The 19,352-nt window shown below is 74.9% G+C and carries 19 protein-coding genes; 10 read left to right on the forward strand and 9 right to left on the reverse strand.

From position 1 onward, the window contains the following. The first annotated feature begins 30 nt into the window (after positions 1-30). Complete coding sequence (locus O7546_RS13470) at positions 31-873, forward strand: phosphatase PAP2 family protein (protein ID WP_194802409.1); 843 nt, start codon at positions 31-33, stop codon at positions 871-873. Positions 874-880: 7 nt separating this feature from the next. On the opposite strand, the gene O7546_RS13475 is transcribed toward O7546_RS13470, so the two are convergent. After that, positions 881-2,935: a cellulose binding domain-containing protein gene (locus O7546_RS13475; RefSeq protein ID WP_281600989.1), complete on the reverse strand. Its 2,055-nt coding sequence runs from the start codon at positions 2,933-2,935 to the stop codon at positions 881-883. A gap of 245 nt (positions 2,936-3,180) precedes the next feature. Between O7546_RS13475 and O7546_RS13480 the strand changes: the two genes are divergently transcribed. From O7546_RS13480 to O7546_RS13500, 5 genes are all read left to right on the forward strand, one after another. Continuing rightward, positions 3,181-3,930 carry a lytic polysaccharide monooxygenase gene (locus tag O7546_RS13480; protein WP_281600990.1) on the forward strand — a complete coding sequence of 250 codons (750 nt, stop codon included), beginning with the start codon at positions 3,181-3,183 and terminating at the stop codon, positions 3,928-3,930. Next, the gene (locus O7546_RS13485; RefSeq protein ID WP_281600991.1) at positions 3,915-4,547 is read left to right on the forward strand and encodes a DUF305 domain-containing protein; all 633 of its coding nucleotides are present in this window, start codon (positions 3,915-3,917) and stop codon (positions 4,545-4,547) included. Before O7546_RS13480 ends, O7546_RS13485 begins: the two co-directional genes overlap by 16 nt. Positions 4,548-4,865: 318 nt before the next feature. After that, positions 4,866-6,455, forward strand: coding sequence for a DHA2 family efflux MFS transporter permease subunit (locus O7546_RS13490; RefSeq protein WP_194802412.1), 1,590 nt, complete (start codon positions 4,866-4,868; stop codon positions 6,453-6,455). 126 nt (positions 6,456-6,581) lie between these two features. Continuing rightward, positions 6,582-6,806 (forward strand): hypothetical protein, encoded by a 225-nt coding sequence (locus O7546_RS13495; protein WP_013286169.1) that lies wholly within the window; start codon positions 6,582-6,584, stop codon positions 6,804-6,806. 35 nt (positions 6,807-6,841) lie between these two features. Continuing rightward, a complete protein-coding gene (locus O7546_RS13500; RefSeq protein ID WP_194802413.1) occupies positions 6,842-7,915 on the forward strand; it encodes a PIN domain-containing protein in 1,074 nt (357 codons plus the stop codon). Between the two features lie 323 nt (positions 7,916-8,238). Here O7546_RS13500 and O7546_RS13505 read toward each other — a convergent pair whose 3' ends face one another. Next, positions 8,239-9,495, reverse strand: coding sequence for a hypothetical protein (locus O7546_RS13505; protein WP_281600992.1), 1,257 nt, complete (start codon positions 9,493-9,495; stop codon positions 8,239-8,241). Between the two features lie 90 nt (positions 9,496-9,585). Between O7546_RS13505 and O7546_RS13510 the strand changes: the two genes are divergently transcribed. Then, positions 9,586-10,059: a molybdenum cofactor biosysynthesis protein gene (locus tag O7546_RS13510; RefSeq protein ID WP_194802414.1), complete on the forward strand. Its 474-nt coding sequence runs from the start codon at positions 9,586-9,588 to the stop codon at positions 10,057-10,059. 148 nt (positions 10,060-10,207) lie between these two features. After that, a complete protein-coding gene (locus tag O7546_RS13515; protein WP_120570026.1) occupies positions 10,208-10,774 on the forward strand; it encodes a sigma-70 family RNA polymerase sigma factor in 567 nt (188 codons plus the stop codon). Positions 10,775-10,864: 90 nt separating this feature from the next. Here O7546_RS13515 and O7546_RS13520 read toward each other — a convergent pair whose 3' ends face one another. Then, positions 10,865-11,599: a zf-HC2 domain-containing protein gene (locus O7546_RS13520; RefSeq protein ID WP_281600993.1), complete on the reverse strand. Its 735-nt coding sequence runs from the start codon at positions 11,597-11,599 to the stop codon at positions 10,865-10,867. 49 nt (positions 11,600-11,648) lie between these two features. Further along, entirely contained in the window at positions 11,649-13,049 is a 1,401-nt protein-coding gene (locus O7546_RS13525; RefSeq protein WP_281600994.1) for an acyl-CoA synthetase, read from the reverse strand. 116 nt (positions 13,050-13,165) lie between these two features. Here O7546_RS13525 and O7546_RS13530 point away from each other — a divergent pair, with 116 nt between their 5' ends. After that, positions 13,166-14,293, forward strand: coding sequence for a CoA transferase (locus tag O7546_RS13530; protein ID WP_281600995.1), 1,128 nt, complete (start codon positions 13,166-13,168; stop codon positions 14,291-14,293). A 15-nt stretch (positions 14,294-14,308) separates the two neighbouring features. On the opposite strand, the gene O7546_RS13535 is transcribed toward O7546_RS13530, so the two are convergent. After that, positions 14,309-14,725, reverse strand: a complete 417-nt coding sequence (locus tag O7546_RS13535; RefSeq protein ID WP_194802418.1) for an ASCH domain-containing protein — start codon at positions 14,723-14,725, stop codon at positions 14,309-14,311. Between the two features lie 73 nt (positions 14,726-14,798). Next, on the reverse strand, positions 14,799-15,677 hold the full coding sequence (locus O7546_RS13540; protein WP_194802419.1) for an alpha/beta hydrolase: 879 nt from the start codon (positions 15,675-15,677) through the stop codon (positions 14,799-14,801). A gap of 108 nt (positions 15,678-15,785) precedes the next feature. On the opposite strand from O7546_RS13540, the gene O7546_RS13545 reads away from it, so the two are divergent. Continuing rightward, entirely contained in the window at positions 15,786-16,322 is a 537-nt protein-coding gene (locus tag O7546_RS13545; protein WP_194802420.1) for a GNAT family N-acetyltransferase, read from the forward strand. A 1-nt stretch (position 16,323) separates the two neighbouring features. Here the strand turns inward: O7546_RS13545 and O7546_RS13550 are convergent, their stop codons facing one another. From O7546_RS13550 to O7546_RS13560, 3 genes are all read right to left on the reverse strand, one after another. Next, the gene (locus O7546_RS13550) at positions 16,324-17,916 is read right to left on the reverse strand and encodes a hypothetical protein (RefSeq protein ID WP_281600996.1); all 1,593 of its coding nucleotides are present in this window, start codon (positions 17,914-17,916) and stop codon (positions 16,324-16,326) included. After that, on the reverse strand, positions 17,913-18,800 hold the full coding sequence (locus O7546_RS13555; protein ID WP_281600997.1) for an ABC transporter ATP-binding protein: 888 nt from the start codon (positions 18,798-18,800) through the stop codon (positions 17,913-17,915). The genes O7546_RS13550 and O7546_RS13555 overlap by 4 nt, the downstream gene beginning before the upstream one ends. Positions 18,801-18,908: 108 nt before the next feature. Further along, positions 18,909-19,325, reverse strand: a complete 417-nt coding sequence (locus O7546_RS13560; RefSeq protein ID WP_194802423.1) for an MmcQ/YjbR family DNA-binding protein — start codon at positions 19,323-19,325, stop codon at positions 18,909-18,911. Positions 19,326-19,352 lie beyond the last annotated feature (27 nt).

The following is a 19,352-nucleotide window of genomic DNA, read 5'->3' on the forward strand; positions in this document are numbered from 1 at the left end:
GCCCATGCGGGGACGACCGAAGGAGGAGCCGTGGACGTCACGCGGACCGCGCCCACCCGTCTCGCCGCATGGCAGCGGGCCGCGCGTGAGCTGGCGCTCGTCGCCGTGCTCTTCCTGGCCTACAAGGCGGGCCGGCAGGTGGTGGCCGGGCACGCCGAGGTGGCCCTGGCCAACGGCGAGTGGGTCTGGCGGCTGGAACGGCTGCTGCGCCTGCCCGACGAGATGCTCGTGCAGGGGCCGCTGCTGTCGCACGAGCTGCTGGTACGTGTCGCCAACTCGTACTACGCCTACGTGCACTTCCCGGCCACCGTGCTCTGCCTGGTCTGGCTCTGGCTGCGCCGCCCGGCCCACTACCTGCGGCTGCGCCGCGCCCTGGCGTCGCTCACGGCGGTGGCGCTGGTGCTGCACGTCTGCGTTCCGCTCGCGCCGCCCCGGCTGACCGCGCTCACCGGAATGGTCGACACCGGCACCCGGTTCGGCCCGAGCGTCTACGGACCTCCCGACACCGACCAGCTCAGCAACCAGTACGCGGCCATGCCGTCGCTGCACGTGGGCTGGGCGCTGGCGATCGCGCTGGCGCTGATGGCGGTCACCACCGGACGCCGCCGCTGGCTCTGGCTGCTCCACCCGCTGGCGACAGCGCTCGTGGTGGTGATCACCGGCAACCACTACTGGCTCGACGGTGTCGTCGCGGTGGTGCTGCTCGTGGCGATCCTGGCCGTCCTGCCGACGGCCGTGCCGGAACCGCCCGTGCTCCCGTCCGGGCCGGTGCGCCCGCACGTGGTGCCCGCGCCGCGCCGGGCCGGCCGCCGCCGGAACCCGAAGGTCCCGGCGGCGGCCGACGTACGGCTGCGGCCACCCGGCCGCGGTTGAGGGCGCCTCAGCGCACCGTGCAGACCGTGCCGTTGAGGCGGAACGCCCCCGGCGGCACGTTCGGCCCGCTGTACGCGCCGACGAAGCCGACGGTCGTGCTGCCGCCGTCGGCGGCGAGCCGCCGGTTGTCGGCGGTGGGCGTCACCCGGACGGTGCGGCCCTGCTGGTCCCAGGTGGCGCTCCACCCGCTGCTCACCCGCTGCCAGGCGGTCGGCCAGGTCCAGGTGAGCGTCCAGCCGTCGACGGCCTTCGCGCCCGTGTTGATGACCTCGACGTTCGCCACGTACCCGTTGCCCCAGTCGTTGTCGTCGTTGAACCGCACCGCGCAGGAGCTCTCGGCGGGGCTGCCGGTGGCGAACGTCAGCGGCGGCGACGACCAGGAGACCCGCCCGGCGGTGTCCCGGGCCAGCACGTTGACCGTGTAGCGGGCGCCCGGTTCGAGGTTGCGCACCGTCAGCGACGTGCCGGCGGTCTCGCCGAGCTGCTCGCTCACCGCGCCGTACTGCCGGTGCACCTCGTACTTGGCGATCGGGGACGCGCCCGGCGTGGCCGCCGGCCAGGAGATGGTCGCCGCGCGGTCGGTCACCGCGCTCGCCGTCGGCCGGCCCGGGGCGCCGGGCCGCCCGGCCGAGCTGCCGGCCGGTCGCAGCACGAGCGTGGTCAGCGAGTACGGCGGCAGCGTGCGGGTGCTCGCGTCGCCCGAGCGGCCGGTGCTGATCCCGGTCGCGCCGTTGGTGAGCGTGTGCACCGTCGGCGCCTCGTCGGCCGGGGTGAACCCGGCGTAGTCGAGCGCCACCGGGTGGGCGTTGTCCGGGTCCTTGTTGAGCAGCAGGACCGCGACGCTGCCGTCCGGCCGGCGTACCGCGTGCGCGGCGACCAGCGGCTCGTCCGTCCCGGCCCGGACCAGTTGGTCCCCGGGCCGGACGAACAGGTTCATCATGGACAACGCGTGGTACGGCGCGAACGGCGTGTTGAACGCCGGCTGGCACACCTCGCCGTCGCTGGTGCAGTTGCCGCTGGACAGCAGCCCGAAGTCGCCGTAGTCGGTCTGCCCGGCCACCTCGGAGACGGTGCCGATGCCGTTGTGCACGTTCCACCACTGCACGGTGAACACGCCCTGCTCCAGCAGGCCGCTGTAGGCGTCGGCCAGGAACAGCGCGCCCGGTGCGGTGGTGCGGCCGGCGTCCACGTTCAGCTCGGTGAGGCTGATCCCGATCCGGTCCGCGCCGGTGCCGGCGTACCGGGCGATCTGCTGGCGCAGCAGCCAGGCCGCGTCGGGCAGGTGGTTGGTGCGGGCCAGCGAGTCGGCCGCGCTGCCGCCCGGGTACCAGTGCACGTCCACGAAGTCGATCTTCGGGCCGGCGATGGACAGCACGGTCTGGTTCCACGGCCCCGGATCCGATCCGGCGGTGATGCCGTCCGGCCAGTTGCCGGGCATGGTGAGCACCGCGCCGACCTTGATGCTCGGGTCGACCGCCTTCATCGCGTCGGCGTACTCGACCACCAGCCGCGCGTACTGGGCGGCGCTCTTGTCCGGGTGGTCGTCGGCCTCCCAGGCCGAGCCGTAGTGGCCGTTGCCGTAGTTCTCGTTGCCGACGGTCCACCACTTGGCGCCGTAGCCCTTTGTGACGTTGGCGTAGCGGACCCAGGCCGCCGCCTCGGCGGGTGTGCCGGTGCCGTAGTTCGCGATGATCATGGGCTCGGCGCCGACGCGGCGGGCGCCGGCCATGAACGTGTCGAAGTCGGTGTTCGGCGCGACGTAGCCGCCGGGCGCGGTGTGCGTCTCCCAGTGGTAGATGTCGGCGTACGAGCCGCCGGGGTAGCGCAGCATCTTCACGCCCGCGGCCTTGAGCAGGTCGGACGTCTCGGCGCTGCCGAGCTGCGAGTCCCAGATGGCGTGGTTGACGCCGAGCGCGGTGGCCGGGACGGTGGCCAGCCCGGCGCGGGTGTTCACGATGACGGTGACCGGGTCGGTGGGTTCGGCGGCGGCCGGTCCGCCGGCGGTGCCGAGCGCGGTGGCGAGCAGCAGCAGGCCGGCCGCGAACGCAGTGGGTCTTCTCATCCGGGGATGTCCTTCGGGGAGTGGAACGACGGGGAGATGCCCGGTTCTGCGTCGTCCTCCCGGAGCCGCGACGGCGGCGGGATGCCCACGAACGACGATCGGCTCCGCGCGGCGAGCCATCGATCAGGATCATACGCCCGGCGCCCGGGTGTGCAGGGCTTAATTTATAGACAGGAGTCTTTACTGTTAACAATGTTTAATTTATGTTCGGGGCACCTTCCGTTCCCCCCGAAGGAGTTGCCACCATGCGCCGAAGAATCACCCTCCCGCTGCTCACCGCCGGTGCCGTCACCGGGACGCTGGCGCTCGCCGCGCCCGCGCAGGCCCACGGCTACGTCTCCTCGCCGCCCAGCCGCCAGGCGCTCTGCGCGCAGAACCGGGTGCCCGACTGCGGTCAGATCAAGTACGAGCCGCAGAGCGTCGAGGGCCCCAAGGGCCTGCGCAGCTGCCACGCCGGCATCGCCCAGTTCGCGGTCCTCAACGACGACAGCCGCAACTGGCCGGCCACAGCGGTCGGCAGCAGCGTCACGTTCACCTGGGTCAACACCGCCCGGCACGCCACCGCCAACTGGGAGTACTGGATCGGCGGCACCCGGGTCGCCGTGGTCGACGGCGGGGGACGCCAGCCCGGCGCGACCGTCTCGCACACGGTCAACCTCGGCGGCTTCTCCGGCCGGCAGAAGCTGCTCGCGATCTGGAACATCTCCGACACCGCCAACGCGTTCTACTCCTGCGTCGACCTCCAGATCGGCGGCGGAGGCGGCAACCCGACCCCGTCACCCACCCCGACCGCGGTGCCCACCACCCCCGCGCCCTCGCCCACGCCCACCCGGACCAGCACCCCGGCGCCGGGCGGTACGTGGACCGCCGGGCGGGCGTACCAGGTCGGTGACACGGTGACCTACGACGGCCGCAGCTACCGCTGCCGCCAGGCGCACACCGCCATCGCCGGCTGGGAGCCGCCGAACGTACCGGCGCTGTGGCAGCAGATCTGAGCCCGCGTACCCGCGCGGCGGAGCCGGCCGGTCCCCGGCTCCGCCGCGCGTCCGCCGCCACCCTGCTCGGCGTGGTGCTGGCCCTGACCGGGTGCGGCGGGCCGCCGACCGCCGATCCGTCCCCACCGGTCCCGCCCGCCACGGCCTCGGTCCCGGGCGGCGCGGACGCCACGATCAGTGGGATCGACGCGCTGTTCCTGGCCATGATGGTGGCGCACACCGAGCAGACGCTGGAGATCGTCCGGCTCGGCCTCGACCGCGCCACCGACCCGCGCGTCCGCACGCTCATCGCCGCCGTCCGGGCCACCGAGACCGACGAACTGGCCACCATGCGCGGATGGCTGCGCGACGCAGGCCCGTCGGCCGCCGCCGCGGCCGCCCGGCACGATCACTCCGGGCACAGCGAGGCCGCCGCCGGACTGGCCCGGCTGCGCGCCGCCACGCCCGCCGACGCCGACCGGGTGCTGCTCGACGTGCTCAGCCGGCACCAGCGCACCGCGGCCGACCTGGCCCGCGCCCAGGTCGCCGCCGGGACCGCCGAGCGGGTACGCGACCTCGCCCGCCGCATCGACCGCTCGCGTACGGCCGAGGTCGACCTGATGGCCGGCCTGGGCTGAGCGGCCTGCCCCACGAGGTGGCGGTGTGGGGCATGACCTTCGTCACGGTCGCGCCCGCCGGCCTCGCCCCGACAAGGCCGGCGAACCGGCGCGCACCAGCCCTTTCCGCGAGCCGGTCGAGCAGATCGGGGCCGGTGGCGCGGCCGGTTCGGGTGCCGCCGCGGTTCTCCCGTCGGCAAAACCGGCCGCGTCTCGTCCCAGGTCATGGCTACGCTGTCGCCCGGACGTCGCCTCGCCGCGCGTTCCGCCCGCGCTCCGCAGACGGCGCGCGGCGCCGCCACCGCCTCCCAGTGCCGGACCGGATCCAGGAGACCGTCAGTGACCCAGCAACCCGTAGCGACGTCGACGAAACTCGACGCCGCCGTACTCAAGGTGGCCGGCGTCGTCGTGCTCGGTGCGATCATGTCGATCCTCGACGTGACAGTCGTCAGCGTGGCGCTGCCGACGTTCCAGAGCGAGTTCGACGCCACGTACGCCCGCGTCGCGTGGACCATGACCGGGTACACGCTCGCGCTCGCCACGGTGATCCCGCTCAGCGGCTGGGCCGCCGACCGGTTCGGCACGAAACGCCTCTACATGGTGGCGCTGGCGCTGTTCACCATCGGCTCCGGGCTGTGCGCCACGGCCGACTCGATCGGCGAGCTGATCGCCTGGCGGGTCGTTCAGGGCCTCGGCGGCGGCATGCTCATGCCGCTCGGCATGACGATCATGACCAGGGCCGCCGGCCCGCACCGCATCGGCCGCCTGATGGCGGTGCTCGGCATCCCGATGCTGCTCGGCCCGATCACCGGCCCGATCCTCGGCGGCTGGCTGATCGACGTCGCGAGCTGGCACTGGATCTTCCTGATCAACCTGCCGATCGGCGTGGTCGCGCTGGTCTACGCCCAGCTCGCCCTGCCGAAGGACAACGCCGAGCCGTCCGAGTCGTTCGACTTCCTCGGCATGCTCATGCTCTCGCCGGGTCTCGCGCTGTTCCTCTACGGCATCTCCACGCTGCCCGAGACCGGCACCGTCGCCGACACCAAGGTCTGGCTGCCGATGCTCGCCGGCGGCGCGCTCGTGGTCGCCTTCGTGCTCTACTCGTTCCGGCCCCGGCACCCGCTGCTCGACCTGCGGCTGTTCCGTAACCGCAACCTGACCATCGCCGCCGTCACCATGTTCGTGTTCATCATCGCGTTCATGGGCGCCGGCCTGCTGTTCCCCAGCTACTTCCTCCAGGTGCGCGGCGAGACGACGCTGACCGCGGGCCTGCTGATCGCGCCGCAGGGCATCGGCGCGATGCTGACCATGCCGATCGCCGGCATGCTCGCCGACCGGGTGCCGGTCGGCCGGACGGTGCCGTTCGCGCTGGTGCTCATCGCGGCCGGGTTCTTCACCTTCACCCAGCTCGGCACCGACACGTCGTACTGGCTGCTCTGCGGCTCGCTGTTCGTGATGGGCCTCGGCATGGGCGGCACGATGATGCCGATCATGACCTCCGCGCTGAAGACGCTCAGCGCGGCGGAGGTGGCGCGCGGCTCGACGCTCGTCAACATCCTCCAGCAGATCGGCGGCTCGGTCGGCGCCGCGGTCATGTCGGTCATCCTCACCAGCGAGCTGAACGGCTCGCGGCCGATCCCCGGCGTCACCGACCCGGCCACCGGCGCCCCGCTGACCGAGGCCCAGCTCGCCATCGCCTCCCAGCAGCAGCCCGAACTGATCCAGCAGTTCCCGGTGCCGCCGTCGCTGATCGAGCGCGGGCTCGACTACGCGGCGAACTCCTTCTCCACCACGTTCTGGGTCGCCTTCGGCCTGGTGCTGCTGACCTTCATTCCGGCCGCGTTCCTGCCCCGCCGCCGTGAGCCCTCGCACCTGCTCGACGGCGACCCGGGCGAGGACAAGCGTCCGGTGCCGGTCCCGATCCACTGACCGCCGCCGTCACCCAGGGCCGGACGCACATGCGTCCGGCCCTGGGCCGTTCCGGCGCCGCGATCCGCCACCCCGGCCACGGCCGGCGCCTAGGATCGGAGACGGAACCGGAGGAAGGCGGCCAGCGTGAGCGCAGACGACGCGCAGCGGTCGGCGCGACGGCGTAACCGGCTGCTGCTCGCGGGCCTGCTCGCCGTCGTCGGGCTGATCCTGCTGCTGCTCGGCCTCACCGTCGCCACCGGCACCGTCGCCGGCGTCGAGGTGGTGCTCGCGTTGTTGCTGCTGGTCACCAGCTACGCGATCCAGCGGGTGGCCCGCCGCGAGACCGTCTACCGCGACGAGCGGCGCTGACCGGTCCGGCGGTCCGGCCGGGCTAGGCTGCCGGTGTGGATCACGAAGACCGGATTGCGCTGTTCCTCGACTACGAGAACCTGGCCCTTGGCGTACGGGACCATCACGGTGGTCGGCCCTTCGACTTCCGGCCGATCGCCGACGCGCTCGCCGAGCGGGGACGCGTGGTGGTACGCCGGGCGTACGCCGACTGGTCGTACTTCGACGAGGACCGGCGGATGCTCACCCGCTCACACGTCGAACTGATCGAGATCCCCCAGCGGATGGGTGCCTCGCGCAAGAACGCCGCAGACATCAAGATGGCGGTGGACGCGGTCGAGCTGGCGTTCGAGCGCGGCTACATCTCCACGTTCGTGATCTGCACCGGGGACAGCGACTTCACCCCGCTCGTGCACAAGCTGCGCGAACTCAACAAGCGGGTGATCGGCGTCGGGGTGGAGAAGTCCACCTCCGCGCTGCTGCCGCCGGCGTGCGACGAGTTCCTCTACTACGACCGCCTCGAAGGCGTGGACGTGCCGCCACCGGCCGCACGCCGGTCGCGCCCGGCCCGGCCCTCACCGGCGGAGCCGGCGCCCGAGCCCGCCGTCGAGACCGCCCCGGCCGAGGAGGAGTCGGCCCGGGACGTCGACACGCTCGCCGTCCAGCTGGTGCAGACGGTGGCCGGCATGCAGGGCAGCTCCAGCGGCGACGTGACCGCCTCCGCGCTCAAGCGCGCGCTGCTGCGCAAGGACCCCACGTTCAGCGAGTCCGACTACGGCTTCCGGACCTTCGGGGAACTGCTGCGCCACCTCGCGGCGCACAACGTGGTGGAGCTGGCCGCCGGGCCGGCAAAGGGCGACCCGGAGGTGTCCCTTCCCGAGCAGGGCGACCGGGAGGTCGCGTTCGGGCTGCTCCGGTCCGTGGTGGTGGACCTCGCCGCGGACGGCGGGGCGGTGGCGCTGTCCGGCCTGAAGGACCAGCTGCGGCGGGCCCGGCCCGACTTCAGCGAGAAGAAGCTCGGCTACCGCAGCTTCCTCCAGTTCTGCAAGGCCGCCGCGACGAGCGGCGTGGTGGAGTTGCGCTGGAGCCCCGACGACGGCGACTACCTCCTCACTCCCCGGACTCCCTGACCGAGCCCTCCCCGCCCTTCGCCGCCGCCCGGCCGCCGCCCCCGCGATCTTGCACTTGCTGACCCGTGAAAGCGGGATGAATCGCCCATCCCGAGGGCAGTAAGTGCAAGATCATCGGGGCTCGGAGACACCTCGGCTTGATCCACGCCAGCTCGCCGAGGTGGCGGGGTCCGAGCCCGCCGGATGCCGCCACCTCGGCGTAATGGTGTCGATCAAGCGGCCGCCACGGCAACCGTCCGGGCGCGGACACCTCGTTCGCCGTCCTCGGCGGGACGTGAGGACGGCGGCACCTTCGTCCCCGGCTGGCACTCGGCTCTGCGAGGTCAGGAGAGGGCCGCGGCTATCTGGACTGTCGCGCCGAGCCCCACCGCCAGGCCGAGCCGTCGGCCGACCTGGCCCACCAGGTCCAGCAGTGGCGGCTCGGAGGAGACCGTCGGGCTCGGGTCGCCGGTGGGGCCGGGCTCCCCGGTCGGGTCCGGGTCGCTCGTCGGGCTCGCGGTCGGCGCCGGAGTCACCTGGCCGGCGGGAGGGCTGGGTGGCCCGACAGGCGTCGACGGCACGTCGCCGACCCGTGCCGGCGGCGACCCGGCGACGGGCGGTGCGGTGGTGAGGATCCGCGCCCCGGACCCCGCGGTCGCGTGCGGGGGACGCTTCGGTGGCGGCGCGGATCGGGTCGGCCGGACCACCGGCGACGACGGGTCGACCGGAGTCGCCACGGGCGGCACCCCAGGGACGGGAGGTGCGGCCGTGGTGGCGGGCGCGGTCGCCGGTTCGTGCGCCGGGTCGGTCTGCCCGGCTGTCGCCGTCCAGGTGCCGGCGGACGTGACGCCCAGCAGCACGGCCACCGCCGCGACGCCCGCCGCGGCCAGTCGCTGGGGGAGTGCCCGGTCGGCCGGGGCGTCCCACGGGCCGAGCGGCCGGGGTGGCCGGGGCCGGGCGGCCCGGTGGGCGGACCGCAGCGCCTCGACGTCCTCGACGAACGCCTCCCGCGTACCGGTGGCGTCGGCGTGGGCCAGGGTGAGGTAGAACCTGGCGTTCGCCGCGCCGGGGGCCGGTACGCGCAGGCCCGCCGGAGCGCCGCCGTCGGCGTCGTGCAGCAGGGTGACCGGACGGTCCGGGTGGTGCCCGAGGCCGCGTACGTCCCGCAGCGACCAGTACCGCCGGGCGTCGTGCCCGGCGAAGGCCACGCGCCGGTCGGTCACCACGGCGGTGCCGCTGTCGACCACGCGCAGTCCCGCCGGCAGCGGGCCGCCGGCCGGGTCGAGACAGCCGGCGAGCGTGCGACCCGGCACGGGCAGCCCGGGCAGGTGCCGGGCCGTGGCCTCGACCAGGTCGACTGTGGGCAGGATGCGGTAGACGACCTCGCCGTCGTCCAGCGCCACCGGCAGTGCGGTGCCGGGCAGTGTGCAGCCGCGGAAGCCCGCCGCCTCCATCGACAGGCGGTCGAGGTGGTCGGCGCGGCGGCGCCAGATCCGGGCCGCCGTCTCGTACGCCTGGCGCCGGCGCTCGTTCTCGCGCCGCGCCCAGGCCAGTCGCCGCTGCGGATGAGCCCCGATCGCGTCGGGTCGCCTCGCCGTCACACCTGGTACAACGCCCTGCGAAGAGCCCGGATACGTGAGCGCGGCTATCGTCCGGTTTGGCGGTGTTATGCCCGCGATTAGACTTCGGGCATGCCGCGGATCGTCCAGTTGCTGGCCTCGCCCGTGCACCGGTACGTGGGCCGCCCGGCGGACGGACCCGCCCCCGCGCCACCTGGTGAACTGGTCGACCGGGTGGAGCTACGCGCCGGGCTCGGCATCGTCGGTGACCGCTACTTCGGCCGCCCCGCGCACCGGCAGGCGAGCGTCACGCTGATCGCGCGGGAGTCGCTGCCGCCCGGCGCGGACCTCACCCAGCTGCGGCGCAACGTGCTCACCGAGGGCATCCCGGTGGACGATCTGGTGGGCCGCGTGCTCACGCTCGACTCCGGCGACGGCCCGGTCCGGCTGCGGGTGCACCGAGCCGCGCCGCCCTGCGCCTGGCTCGACGTGGTGGTCGCTCCCGGTACGTGGAAGGCGATGCGCCGCCGCGGCGGCGTCCGGTGCGCCCCGCTCACCGACGGCGTGCTGCGGGTCGGGCCGGTCACCGTGTCCGTCGACGACTGACGGCGAGGGAACTTTCCCGGCCCGCCGGCCGACCAACCGGAGGGCGAGCGGCACTGCGGCGCCGGCAGGAGGGACGCGGAATGAACCGAGCGGGGCGCGCATCCGTACCGTCCGGCATGAGCATGCCGGACCGGCGGGCCGGCCGCGGATGAGCCCGGACGCCGACGACGAGCAGGTGACCGGGTGGGCGCGCCGCGCCGCCCGGGGCGACCAGCTGGCCGCTGCCGCGTTCGTGCGGGCCCTCCAGGCGCCGGTGTGGCGCTTCCTCGCTCATCTGGCCGGGCCGGCCGAGGCCGACGACCTGGCCCAGGAGACGTTCCTGCGCGCGCTGCGCAGCCTGCCCGGCTTCGCGGGCCGGTCGTCGGCGCGTACCTGGATCTTCACCATCGCCCGCCGGGTCGCGGTGGACCACGTGCGGGCGGCGACCGCCCGGCCCCGGGTGGCCGCGCTGCCGGACTGGCAGGCCGCCGCCGAGGCGGCCGGCGCGGTGACCGGCGGCGGGGACGACGGCGTGGTGCTGCGCGGACTCATCGCCACGCTGGCGCCGGACCGGCGGGAGGCGTTCGTGGCGACCCAGGTGCTCGGCCTGTCCTACGCCGAGGCGGCCGAGGTGTGCGGCTGCCCGGTGGGCACCATCCGCTCCCGCGTGGCCCGCGCCCGGGAGGACCTGGTCGCCGCCTGGTCCGGCGACGCCCGTGACCGCCGGGCCCGCTGAGACCCGCCCGCTGACACCACGACCGCCGGGCCCCGCCGGGATCGCGACCGGCCGGGTGAGCCGCGACCCGGTGACCCGCGCCGAGGGCCGTCAGGCGGCGCGCCGGTCGCGGGCCTGTGCGGGGTACGGGCCGGGCGGCACCAGCCGCAGCGCCGGCGCGGCCGGTTCCTCGGCCGGCAGCGCCCACCGGGATCCCTCCGACCGGCGCTGCCCGGGCGGGGTGTCGCCGGGGCGCCGGCCGAGGCGGGACAGCACCAGCATGACGGCCCAGCCGACAAGCAGGAAACCGTGGCTGACCAGCCGGGTCATCGCCACCTGCCCGGTGATCAGGTCGTTGACGGACAGCAGTACGAGCGTGGCGACGAACGCGCTGAGCATCGGCAGCAGGCCGGACGGGGCGGACCGGCGCGCGGCCACGTAGAGGAACCCGGCGCCGACGGCGACGTTCCACGCCGCCGACTCGTGCCACAGGTGCTGGCCGGAGGCGTGCGCGTGCTCGACGACGGCCTCCCGGCCGATCTGGGCCAGGCCGAGGACGAGCTGCACCGCGCCGAGCAGGCCGAGCGCCCCGCGCAGGCCGAGCGTGATCCGGTGGCGGCGGCTGGGCCGGGGCGGGGGAGCGGCGGCCAGGACCGCGTCGACCAGGTCGGGCACCTGCGGGGCGAGCTGGGTACGGGCCCGCCGGGTCACCGACGCCGCGGAGTCGAACCAGCCGCGGCAGCCGGCGCAGCCGGTCAGGTGCGCCTCGGCCGCCTCGATCTCCGAGCCGGACGCCTCACCGTCCAGCTGTGCCGACAGGATCTCCCGCCACTGCTCACACGCCATGTAGGGATAGTCGTCGCCAGAGCCGCGCTGGTTCCCGGCGGGGTGCGGGTCACGCCTCGGTCAGGCGGGATTTCTGCACCTTGCCCATAGCGTTGCGGGGCAGCGCGCCGACCAGCCGTACCTGCCGGGGGCGCTTGTGCGCGGACAGGTGCCGCGCCACGAAGTCGATCAGTTCGGTCTCGGCCACGCCGTCGCCGACCACGTACGCGGTCACCTGCTGGCCCAGGTCGGGGTGGGGCGTGCCGACCACAGCCGCCTCCCGGACGCCCGGGTGGGCCAGGAGGGCGTCCTCCACCTCGCCGGCCCCGATCCGGTAGCCGCCGCTCTTGATCAGGTCGGTGGCGGCCCGGCCGACGATCCGGTGCGCGCCGTCCGGGTCGACAGTCGCGATGTCGCCGGTGCGGAACCAGCCGTCGGCGGTGCGGGTGGCCGCGTCGGCGTCCGGCCGGTTCAGGTAGCCGTCGAACAGCGTGCCGCCGCGTACCTGCAGCTCACCCATTGCGGCGCCGTCGGCGGGCAGCGGGCCGCCCTGCTCGTCCACCACCCGCGTGCGCACGCCGGGCAGCGGCACGCCCACCGTGCCGGGCCGCCGGGGACCGTCGGCGCGGGCGCTCACCGTCACGAGCGTCTCGGTCATGCCGTACCGCTCCAGCGGCCGGTGCCCGGTCAGCCCGGCCAGCGCCGCGAAGACCGGCTCGGGCAGCGCCGCGCTGCCGGACACGAGCAGCCGGGCGCCGCGCAGCGCCCGCGCCGCCGCGGGTCGCGCCGCGATCCGCGACCAGATCGTGGGTACGCCGAAGTACAGCGAGCCACCGGCTGCCGCGTACCGCTCGGGGTGGGGCCGGCCGACGTGGTGCAGCCGGCTGCCGACGCGCAGCGGGCCGAGCACGCCGAGCACCAGCCCGTGCACGTGGAACAGCGGCAGGCCGTGCACCAGCAGGTCGTCCGGGGTCCAGGCCCAGGCGTCGGCGAGCCCGTCCAGGCAGGCGGCGACCGCGCGGCGGGACAGCACCGCGCCCTTCGGCGCGCCGGTGGTGCCGGAGGTGTAGAGGATCAGCGCGGTGGCCGCCGGGTCCGGTTCGGGATGCGCGGTGTCCGAGCGCCGGGCCAGGTCCAGCGGTACGACAGGCGGCGAGCCGGCGTGCGGTGTGCCGGGCGGCGCGAGCAGCAGCTCCACGCCGGAGTCGCGCAGGATGTGGTCGCGTTCCATCGGGCCGGCGTCGGGCGGCACCGGCACCACCGCCGCGCCGGCGAGCAGCCCGCCGACCACGCCGACCACCGTCTCCAGACTGGCCGTGGCGGGCACCGCCACCCGGGTCGCGCCGCGCAGGTCGTCGGCGACGGCAGCGGCCGCCCGGCGCAGTTCCACCCGGGACAGCGACCGGTCGCCCACCCGGACCGCGCCGGGGCGTTCGTCGGTGGACCCGGCGAGCCCGCTCAGCAGCGACATGCGCACCCCTTTTCGGTATGCCCGCCCGATGTACCGCGACCGTAGCCGGGCCGGCCACCCCTGCCGGACGTGCCGTCGGGTATGTGTCATCGTGGTCGGCGGCGAGGGAGGGTGGCATGTCGGGTCCGTTGCACGGGGTGCTGGTCGCCGACTTCTCCCGGATCCTCGCCGGCCCGTACGCGACGATGCTCCTGGCCGACCTCGGCGCGGACGTGGTCAAGGTGGAGGCGCCCGGCGGCGACGACACCCGCGGCTGGCGGCCCCCGGTGCGCGACGACGTCTCCACCTACTACCTGGCGGTCAACCGCAACAAGCGCTCGCTGGTGCTCGACCTGACCGATCCCGGCGACCTGACGCTCGCGCACCGGCTGGCCGGCCGGGCCGACGTGCTGATCCAGAACTTCCGCCCGGGCGCGCTGCGCCGCTTCGGCCTCGACCACGACACGGTCACCGCCCGCAACGCCCGCCTGGTGTACGCCTCGATCAGCGGCTTCGGCGACGCCGGGGGCGCCGACCTGCCCGGGTACGACCTCATGGTGCAGGCCGCGGCCGGGCTGATGAGCCTCACCGGGGACGCGGACGGCCCGCCCTACAAGGCCGGGGTGGCGGTGTTCGACGTGATCGCCGGGCTGCACGCGGCGGTCGGGATCCTGGCCGCGCTGCGGCACCGGGAGGAGACCGGGCGCGGGCAGCACGTCACAGTGGATCTGCTCTCCTCGGCGCTGTCCGGGCTGGTCAACCACACCAGCGCGTACGTCGCGGGTGCGGCGGCCCCGCACCGGATGGGCAACGCGCACCCGAGCATCGTGCCGTACGAGCCGCTGCCCACCGCCGACGGCGAACTGGTGGTGATCGCCGGGAACGACGCCCAGTTCCGCACCCTCTGCCGGGTGCTCGGCGTGCCGGAGCTGGCCGGCGACGCGCGGTTCGGCCGCAACGCCGACCGGGTCGCGCACCGCGACGAGCTGCGGCCGCTGCTGGTGGCGGCGCTGTCCCGGCGCGGCAGCGCGGAGTGGTTCGCCGACCTGCGGGCCGCCGGCGTGCCGTGCAGCCCGATCAACTCGGTGGCCGAGGGGGTGGCGCTGGCCCACGGGCTGGGCCTGGACCCGGTGGTGACGACCGGCGGGGTGCCGGGCATCCGGAACCCGATCGGCCTGTCCGGGGCGCCGCCCCGCTACGACCTGCCGCCGCCGGAGCTGGACGAGCACGGCGCCGCACTGCGCGCCTGGCTCGCCGCGGAGTGACCGGCCCGGCCGCCGTCAGAGCGTCTCGACCAGCCGGAAGCGTTCCAGCACGGCCGCTGTGTCGTCGTCGACGGTGAACGCCGGGTCGCCGAGCCAGCCGCGGTAGTCCTCGCCGTGCCAGAACCGCTCGTGGCCGGCTCGCCAGGCGGCGATGGTCTCGAACCCCTCGCCCTCGTCCCGGGCGTGGTCGAGGTCGACGTCACCGAGGCGGGCGACGCGGACCTCGACCAGCTCGATCACCGCCACCCGCCGGCCGTCGGAGTCGATCACCGCCGAGCGGGTGCCGACCGCCGGCAGCGGCTCGCCGTCGATCTCGTAGTCCTGGACCAGCCCGGTGGTGGTGGTCTTGCTCCCGTCGAGCACCGCGGCGACGAGCTGGTCGCGCAGCGGGCCGGGGAAGGCGAACTCGAAGGTGGGCAGGTCGGCGTCCATGCGCGGCAGCGTAGCCGGGCCATGCGGGGCGGGCGACCGCGTTCTGCGGCGCCCGGCTGTTCAGTCCGGCCACTCAGCCCGGCAGCGGCAGCGTCCGGCCGAGCCAGTCCAGGAGCACCCGCTCGTACTGCGGGCTGACGCTGTCCAGACTCTCGCCCTCGCCGAGCGTGGGCGCATGATCGCAGCCGGCCAGCCGAGCCACCGTCAGCTCGGCGTGGCGCGCCGCCCGTCGCCACACCGCGAGGCTGTCCTCGATCGGGATCCACGCGTCCGTCTCGCCGTAGCAGAGCAGCACCGGGCAGGTCAGCCGCGCCAGCACCGGCGCCGGGTCGTAGTCCATGTCGGTCCAGGTGCCGGCCGTGGCGGGCAGCTGCTCGGGCAGGAACGCCAGCGGGAACCACGGCTGCCGGGCCGCCGCGTCGATCGCCGCCTGCGCCACTGGGCGCGGCACCTCACCGCGCTGGTAGCCCTCGGCGACGCGGCGCAGCCCGGCCAGCTCGGCGAGCTCGGCCGGGCCGTAGCCGTTGCGGCGGAGCTGCTCGGCGGTGCCGTGGCGCATCTGGACCGCGGGGCTCACCGCGCTGCACCCGACGAGGACGAGGAAGTCGACCGGGTGCCGGACGGCGGTCAGCGCCGCCGCCCACGCGCCCTGGCTGAAACCCCAGAGCCCGACCGGGGCCGTCCCGACGTGCCGGCGCAGCTCGGTGAGCGCGGCGGACGCGTCGTCGGCCTGCTCGGCCAGCGGCACGTCGTGCCCGTCGATCCGGGCGCGGCGGTCGTAGCGCAGCACCGCGACCCCGGCCGGCGGCAGCAGCCGGGCCAGGTGTTCGTAGAGGAAGTAGGACCGCTGCTCGGCGTGCGAGCCGTGCAGCACCACCAGGCCGCCGCGTACCGGCCCGGCCGGCAGATCGAGGACCGCCGGCAGGCCCGCCGCGCCGATCATCGTCTCCATGCCGGGCAGTGAACCACGAACCGTCCCGCCCGGTGGTCCCGGCCGCCGTCCGGGACACCCGCCTGCGTACGCTGACCAGGTACGTCGCCGCGACCGTGGAGAACCGCCATGACCAGCCCCGCATCCCGTACCGTCCGGGTCGCCCGCGCCGAGGACGTGACCGCCCTCGTCGACCTGATCGAGTCGGCGTACCGGGGTGAGCGCAGCCGGCAGGGCTGGACCCACGAGGCGGACCTGCTGGCCGGGCAGCGCACCGACCCGGAGATGGTGGCTGCCGCCGTCACCGGCCCGGGCGGCGTGGTGCTGGTCGCCGAGCAGGACGGCGGCCTGGTGGCCTGCTGCCAGCTGGAACGTCGCGACGACCACGTCTACTTCGGCATGTTCGCCGTCGCCCCCGGCCGGCAGGGCGGCGGCCTGGGCCGGGAGCTGCTGGCCGAGGCCGAGCGCTACGCGGCCGAGCAGTGGCACGCCGGTGAGATGCGGATGACAGTGATCGTCCAGCGCGACGACCTGATCGGCTGGTACGAGCGGCGCGGCTACGTCCGCACCGGCGAGCTGAGCCCGTTCCCGTACGGCGACGAGCGGTTCGGTGTGCCGCTGCGGCCGGACCTGGCGTTCGAGACGCTGCGCAAGAAGCTCGGCTGACTCAGCCCGCCAGATCCCGGCGACCGTAGGCCCAGCCGCCCAGGGCCGCCAGGACTAACGCCGCCGCGACCAGCACGCCCTGAGCCGTCCAGTTCGGCGCCGCGTCGGGCACCGCGGCGAGATGCGCGTACGGCGACAGCGCACCGACCCAGGCGGGGGCGCGCACGCTCTCCGTCACCACTGCCAGCAGGAAACCACCCGCTGTGGGCAGCATTCCCAGCACGGGAACCAGGCGGGGCGCCGCCCCGACGGCGAGGGTGGCCGCCCCGGCGCCGACCAACGCCAGCGGCAGCACGTTGAGCGTGCCCGCCAGGGCGGCGGTGAGCGGCAGGCCGGCGCCGACCACTGTGGTACCCAGCCACGTCGCGAGAGCGGCGGCGACCGCCAGAGCCACCGCCCCGGCGGACGCGCTGCCCACCTCGGCGGCGAGCAGCCGGGTCCGGCTGACCGGACCGGCCCGCAGCAGCGTGAGCCGGCCGGCGGCCTCGGCGGCGACGAAGGCGTTTAGCCGCGCGGTGGCGAACGCGCCGATCGGCACCGTCAGCAGCGCGAACAGTGTGGCCACGTACCCCCGCACCCGGTCGAGCCCGCCGAAGCCCGCCCGCGCGGCGAGATCGGCGAAGGCGGGATTCTGCTCGAGGAAGCCGGTCAGCGACGTGGCGAGCACGCCGATCAGCAGGAAGTAGGCGGTGACGCCGACGGTCCAGCCGGCGAGCGGGCGCAGGGCGCGTCGCATCGCGAAGGTCGGCACCGAGCCGAGCAGGCCGCGTCGCGGTGCGCGGCCGGCCGGTGGGCGCAGCAGTCCGGCGCCCACGTCGCGCCGCGAGCACAGGGCCAGCGCCGCCCCGGTCAGCAGGACGACGGCGGCCAGCGACACGAGCAGCGGCGTCCACCGGTTCTCGTGATAGGGACGGGTGAGCGCGAGCGGACCGTATGGCGGAAGCAGTCGGAGCCACGCCGGCGCCGCCCCGGAGTCGCCGGTCATCCGCGCCAGGAGGCCGGCCCCGAGCACGGCCAGGCCGCTGCCGGCCGCCCCCGCCCGGGTCGGCTGGACCTGCACGACGACGGCGCCCACCGCGACCGCGAACGCGCCGGCCGAGGCGACACCGGCACCGTGCAGCAGCGCCCCCTGCCACGGCGTGCCGGCGATCGTCAGCGCGGCCGCGAGCAGTGTTCCGGCCAGCGCCGATGCCGCCGTCAACGGTGCCAGGTGACGCCGCAGCACCGCCGCCGGCGTCAGCCGGCCGGCGAGCAGCAGCCCCCACCGGCCGGCCTCCTCCTCGCCCCTGGTCAACCGGACGGTCGCCAGCAGGCTCCACACACTGACCAGCACGGCCAGCACCATGCCGGTTCGCCACACGGTGAACCCGCCCGCGGTGTCCAGTGCGACGGGTTCGCCGAACAGGGTGCGGATCGCGGGGTTGCGCGCCAGCGCCTCCAGGCCGGAGGCGCCCATTCCCTCGCCGACGGTGCGCGCGTAGGTGCCCACCACGAGGACGGACATACCGACGGTCACGCCGGTCACGACGAGGGCCGGCCGCCAGATCCCGCGGGCGGCGAGCAGGCTGACCGCTGTGCCGGCCGGGCGCGTCACGCCTGCTCCCCGTAGTAGTCGAGGAAGATCTCCTCCAGGCTCGGCTCGCGCACCGTCAGCGTGCTGATCTCCGCGCCGGACAGGGCTCGCAGCGCGGCGGCGGGCGGGCCGGCGAGGGTGAAGCGCAGCAGCCCCTCCCGCTCCTCGACCGCTTCGACGCCGGGTACGCCGGCCAGATCCGGCGCGGGGTCGGTGAACCGTACCGTCACCTCGCTCCGGTGCAGTCGCCGCAGCTCCGGCACCGGGGCGACGTCCACGAGCCGGCCGGCCCGCAGGATCGCCACCCGGTCACAGACCGCCTCCACCTCGGCGAGCTGGTGTGAGCAGAGCAGCACGCTCTGCCCGTTGTCCCGCGCTTCGCCGACCGCACGGCGGAACTGCAGTTCCATCAACGGATCCAGGCCGCTCGTCGGCTCGTCGAGCACGAGCAGCGGCGCCCGGGTGGCGAACGCAGCGACCAGGGCGACCTTCTGCCGGTTTCCGGTCGAGTAGGTGCCGGCCGGGCGGGACAGGTCGAGGGCGAACCGCTCGACGAGTTCGCCCCGGTAACGGGTGTCCGCACCGGGTCCGGTCGCGGCGAGCAGGTCGAGGATCTCCGCACCGGTGAGCTGCGGCCAGAGCGCCACGTCGGCCGGGACGTACGCCAGCAGCAGGTGCGCCTCACGCACGTCTGCCGCATCCGCCTCGAAGATCCGGGCCTCGCCCCGGGTGGGACGGGCGAGGCCGAGCAGCAACCGGATGGTGGTGGACTTGCCGGCGCCGTTCGGACCGAGGAGGCCGAGCACCTCACCCGCCTCGACGGTCAGATTCAGGCCGTCGAGGGCCACCAAGCGGCCGTAGTGTTTGGTCAGATCACGGGTGCGTACGGCGGGGCGGGCTCGCATCGCGCGGCTCCTGAGTCGGCGGGGCAACGACCGCCGACCAGGCTTCCCGGCACACCACGACCACCGTACTGCCGACGCCTCGCCTCTGGGAAGCCCCGCCGGGCGCCGTCACGGCCCCGGCGGCCGGTCGACCAGCGCGACCAGCTTCTTCGGGGCCAGCACGCAGTAGCTCTCGGTGAGCAGTTCGGCGACCTCGGTCCAGTCCGTGCCCGCGTCCAGTCGCAGGCCCACCACGTCGGCGGCCCAGTCCGGCTTGAAGAAGTGCGGCCCGGCCGCGAGCAGCCCGGCGATCTCGTCGCCGGGGGAGCGGAACGTCATCACGCAGACCGGCTCGTCGGTCGCCGCGGCCCGCGCGTACGCCGCCTGGTGGCCCGGGTCGACGGTGAGCACGTGGGCGAACGTACGGCCGCGGATCCGCCACCGCACGCCCACCCAGGCTGCTTCCTCGTAGGTCTCCGGCAGGCCGAGGCAGACCGGCCGCAGGCGGTCGAGGTGCTCGGGTGGGACGTCTCCGGGGCCGGTCATGCGCGCAGGCTAGCCGCAGCCCCCGAC

The organism is Micromonospora sp. WMMA1976 (assembly GCF_027497335.1).
In the GTDB taxonomy this organism is placed as follows: domain Bacteria; phylum Actinomycetota; class Actinomycetes; order Mycobacteriales; family Micromonosporaceae; genus Micromonospora; species Micromonospora aurantiaca.

What these genes read in the sequence shown, in the direction of transcription:
- O7546_RS13475 (WP_281600989.1), bottom strand. Translation starts at nt 2,935, where the DNA reads ATGAGAAGACCCACTGCGTTCGCGGCCGGCCTGCTGCTGCTCGCCACC.
- O7546_RS13480 (WP_281600990.1), top strand. Translation starts at nt 3,181, where the DNA reads ATGCGCCGAAGAATCACCCTCCCGCTGCTCACCGCCGGTGCCGTCACC.
- O7546_RS13510 (WP_194802414.1), top strand. Translation starts at nt 9,586, where the DNA reads ATGCCGCGGATCGTCCAGTTGCTGGCCTCGCCCGTGCACCGGTACGTG.
- O7546_RS13515 (WP_120570026.1), top strand. Translation starts at nt 10,208, where the DNA reads ATGAGCCCGGACGCCGACGACGAGCAGGTGACCGGGTGGGCGCGCCGC.
- O7546_RS13520 (WP_281600993.1), bottom strand. Translation starts at nt 11,599, where the DNA reads ATGGCGTGTGAGCAGTGGCGGGAGATCCTGTCGGCACAGCTGGACGGT.
- O7546_RS13525 (WP_281600994.1), bottom strand. Translation starts at nt 13,049, where the DNA reads ATGTCGCTGCTGAGCGGGCTCGCCGGGTCCACCGACGAACGCCCCGGC.
- O7546_RS13530 (WP_281600995.1), top strand. Translation starts at nt 13,166, where the DNA reads ATGTCGGGTCCGTTGCACGGGGTGCTGGTCGCCGACTTCTCCCGGATC.
- O7546_RS13535 (WP_194802418.1), bottom strand. Translation starts at nt 14,725, where the DNA reads ATGGACGCCGACCTGCCCACCTTCGAGTTCGCCTTCCCCGGCCCGCTG.
- O7546_RS13540 (WP_194802419.1), bottom strand. Translation starts at nt 15,677, where the DNA reads ATGGAGACGATGATCGGCGCGGCGGGCCTGCCGGCGGTCCTCGATCTG.
- O7546_RS13545 (WP_194802420.1), top strand. Translation starts at nt 15,786, where the DNA reads ATGACCAGCCCCGCATCCCGTACCGTCCGGGTCGCCCGCGCCGAGGAC.
- O7546_RS13555 (WP_281600997.1), bottom strand. Translation starts at nt 18,800, where the DNA reads ATGCGAGCCCGCCCCGCCGTACGCACCCGTGATCTGACCAAACACTAC.
- O7546_RS13560 (WP_194802423.1), bottom strand. Translation starts at nt 19,325, where the DNA reads ATGACCGGCCCCGGAGACGTCCCACCCGAGCACCTCGACCGCCTGCGG.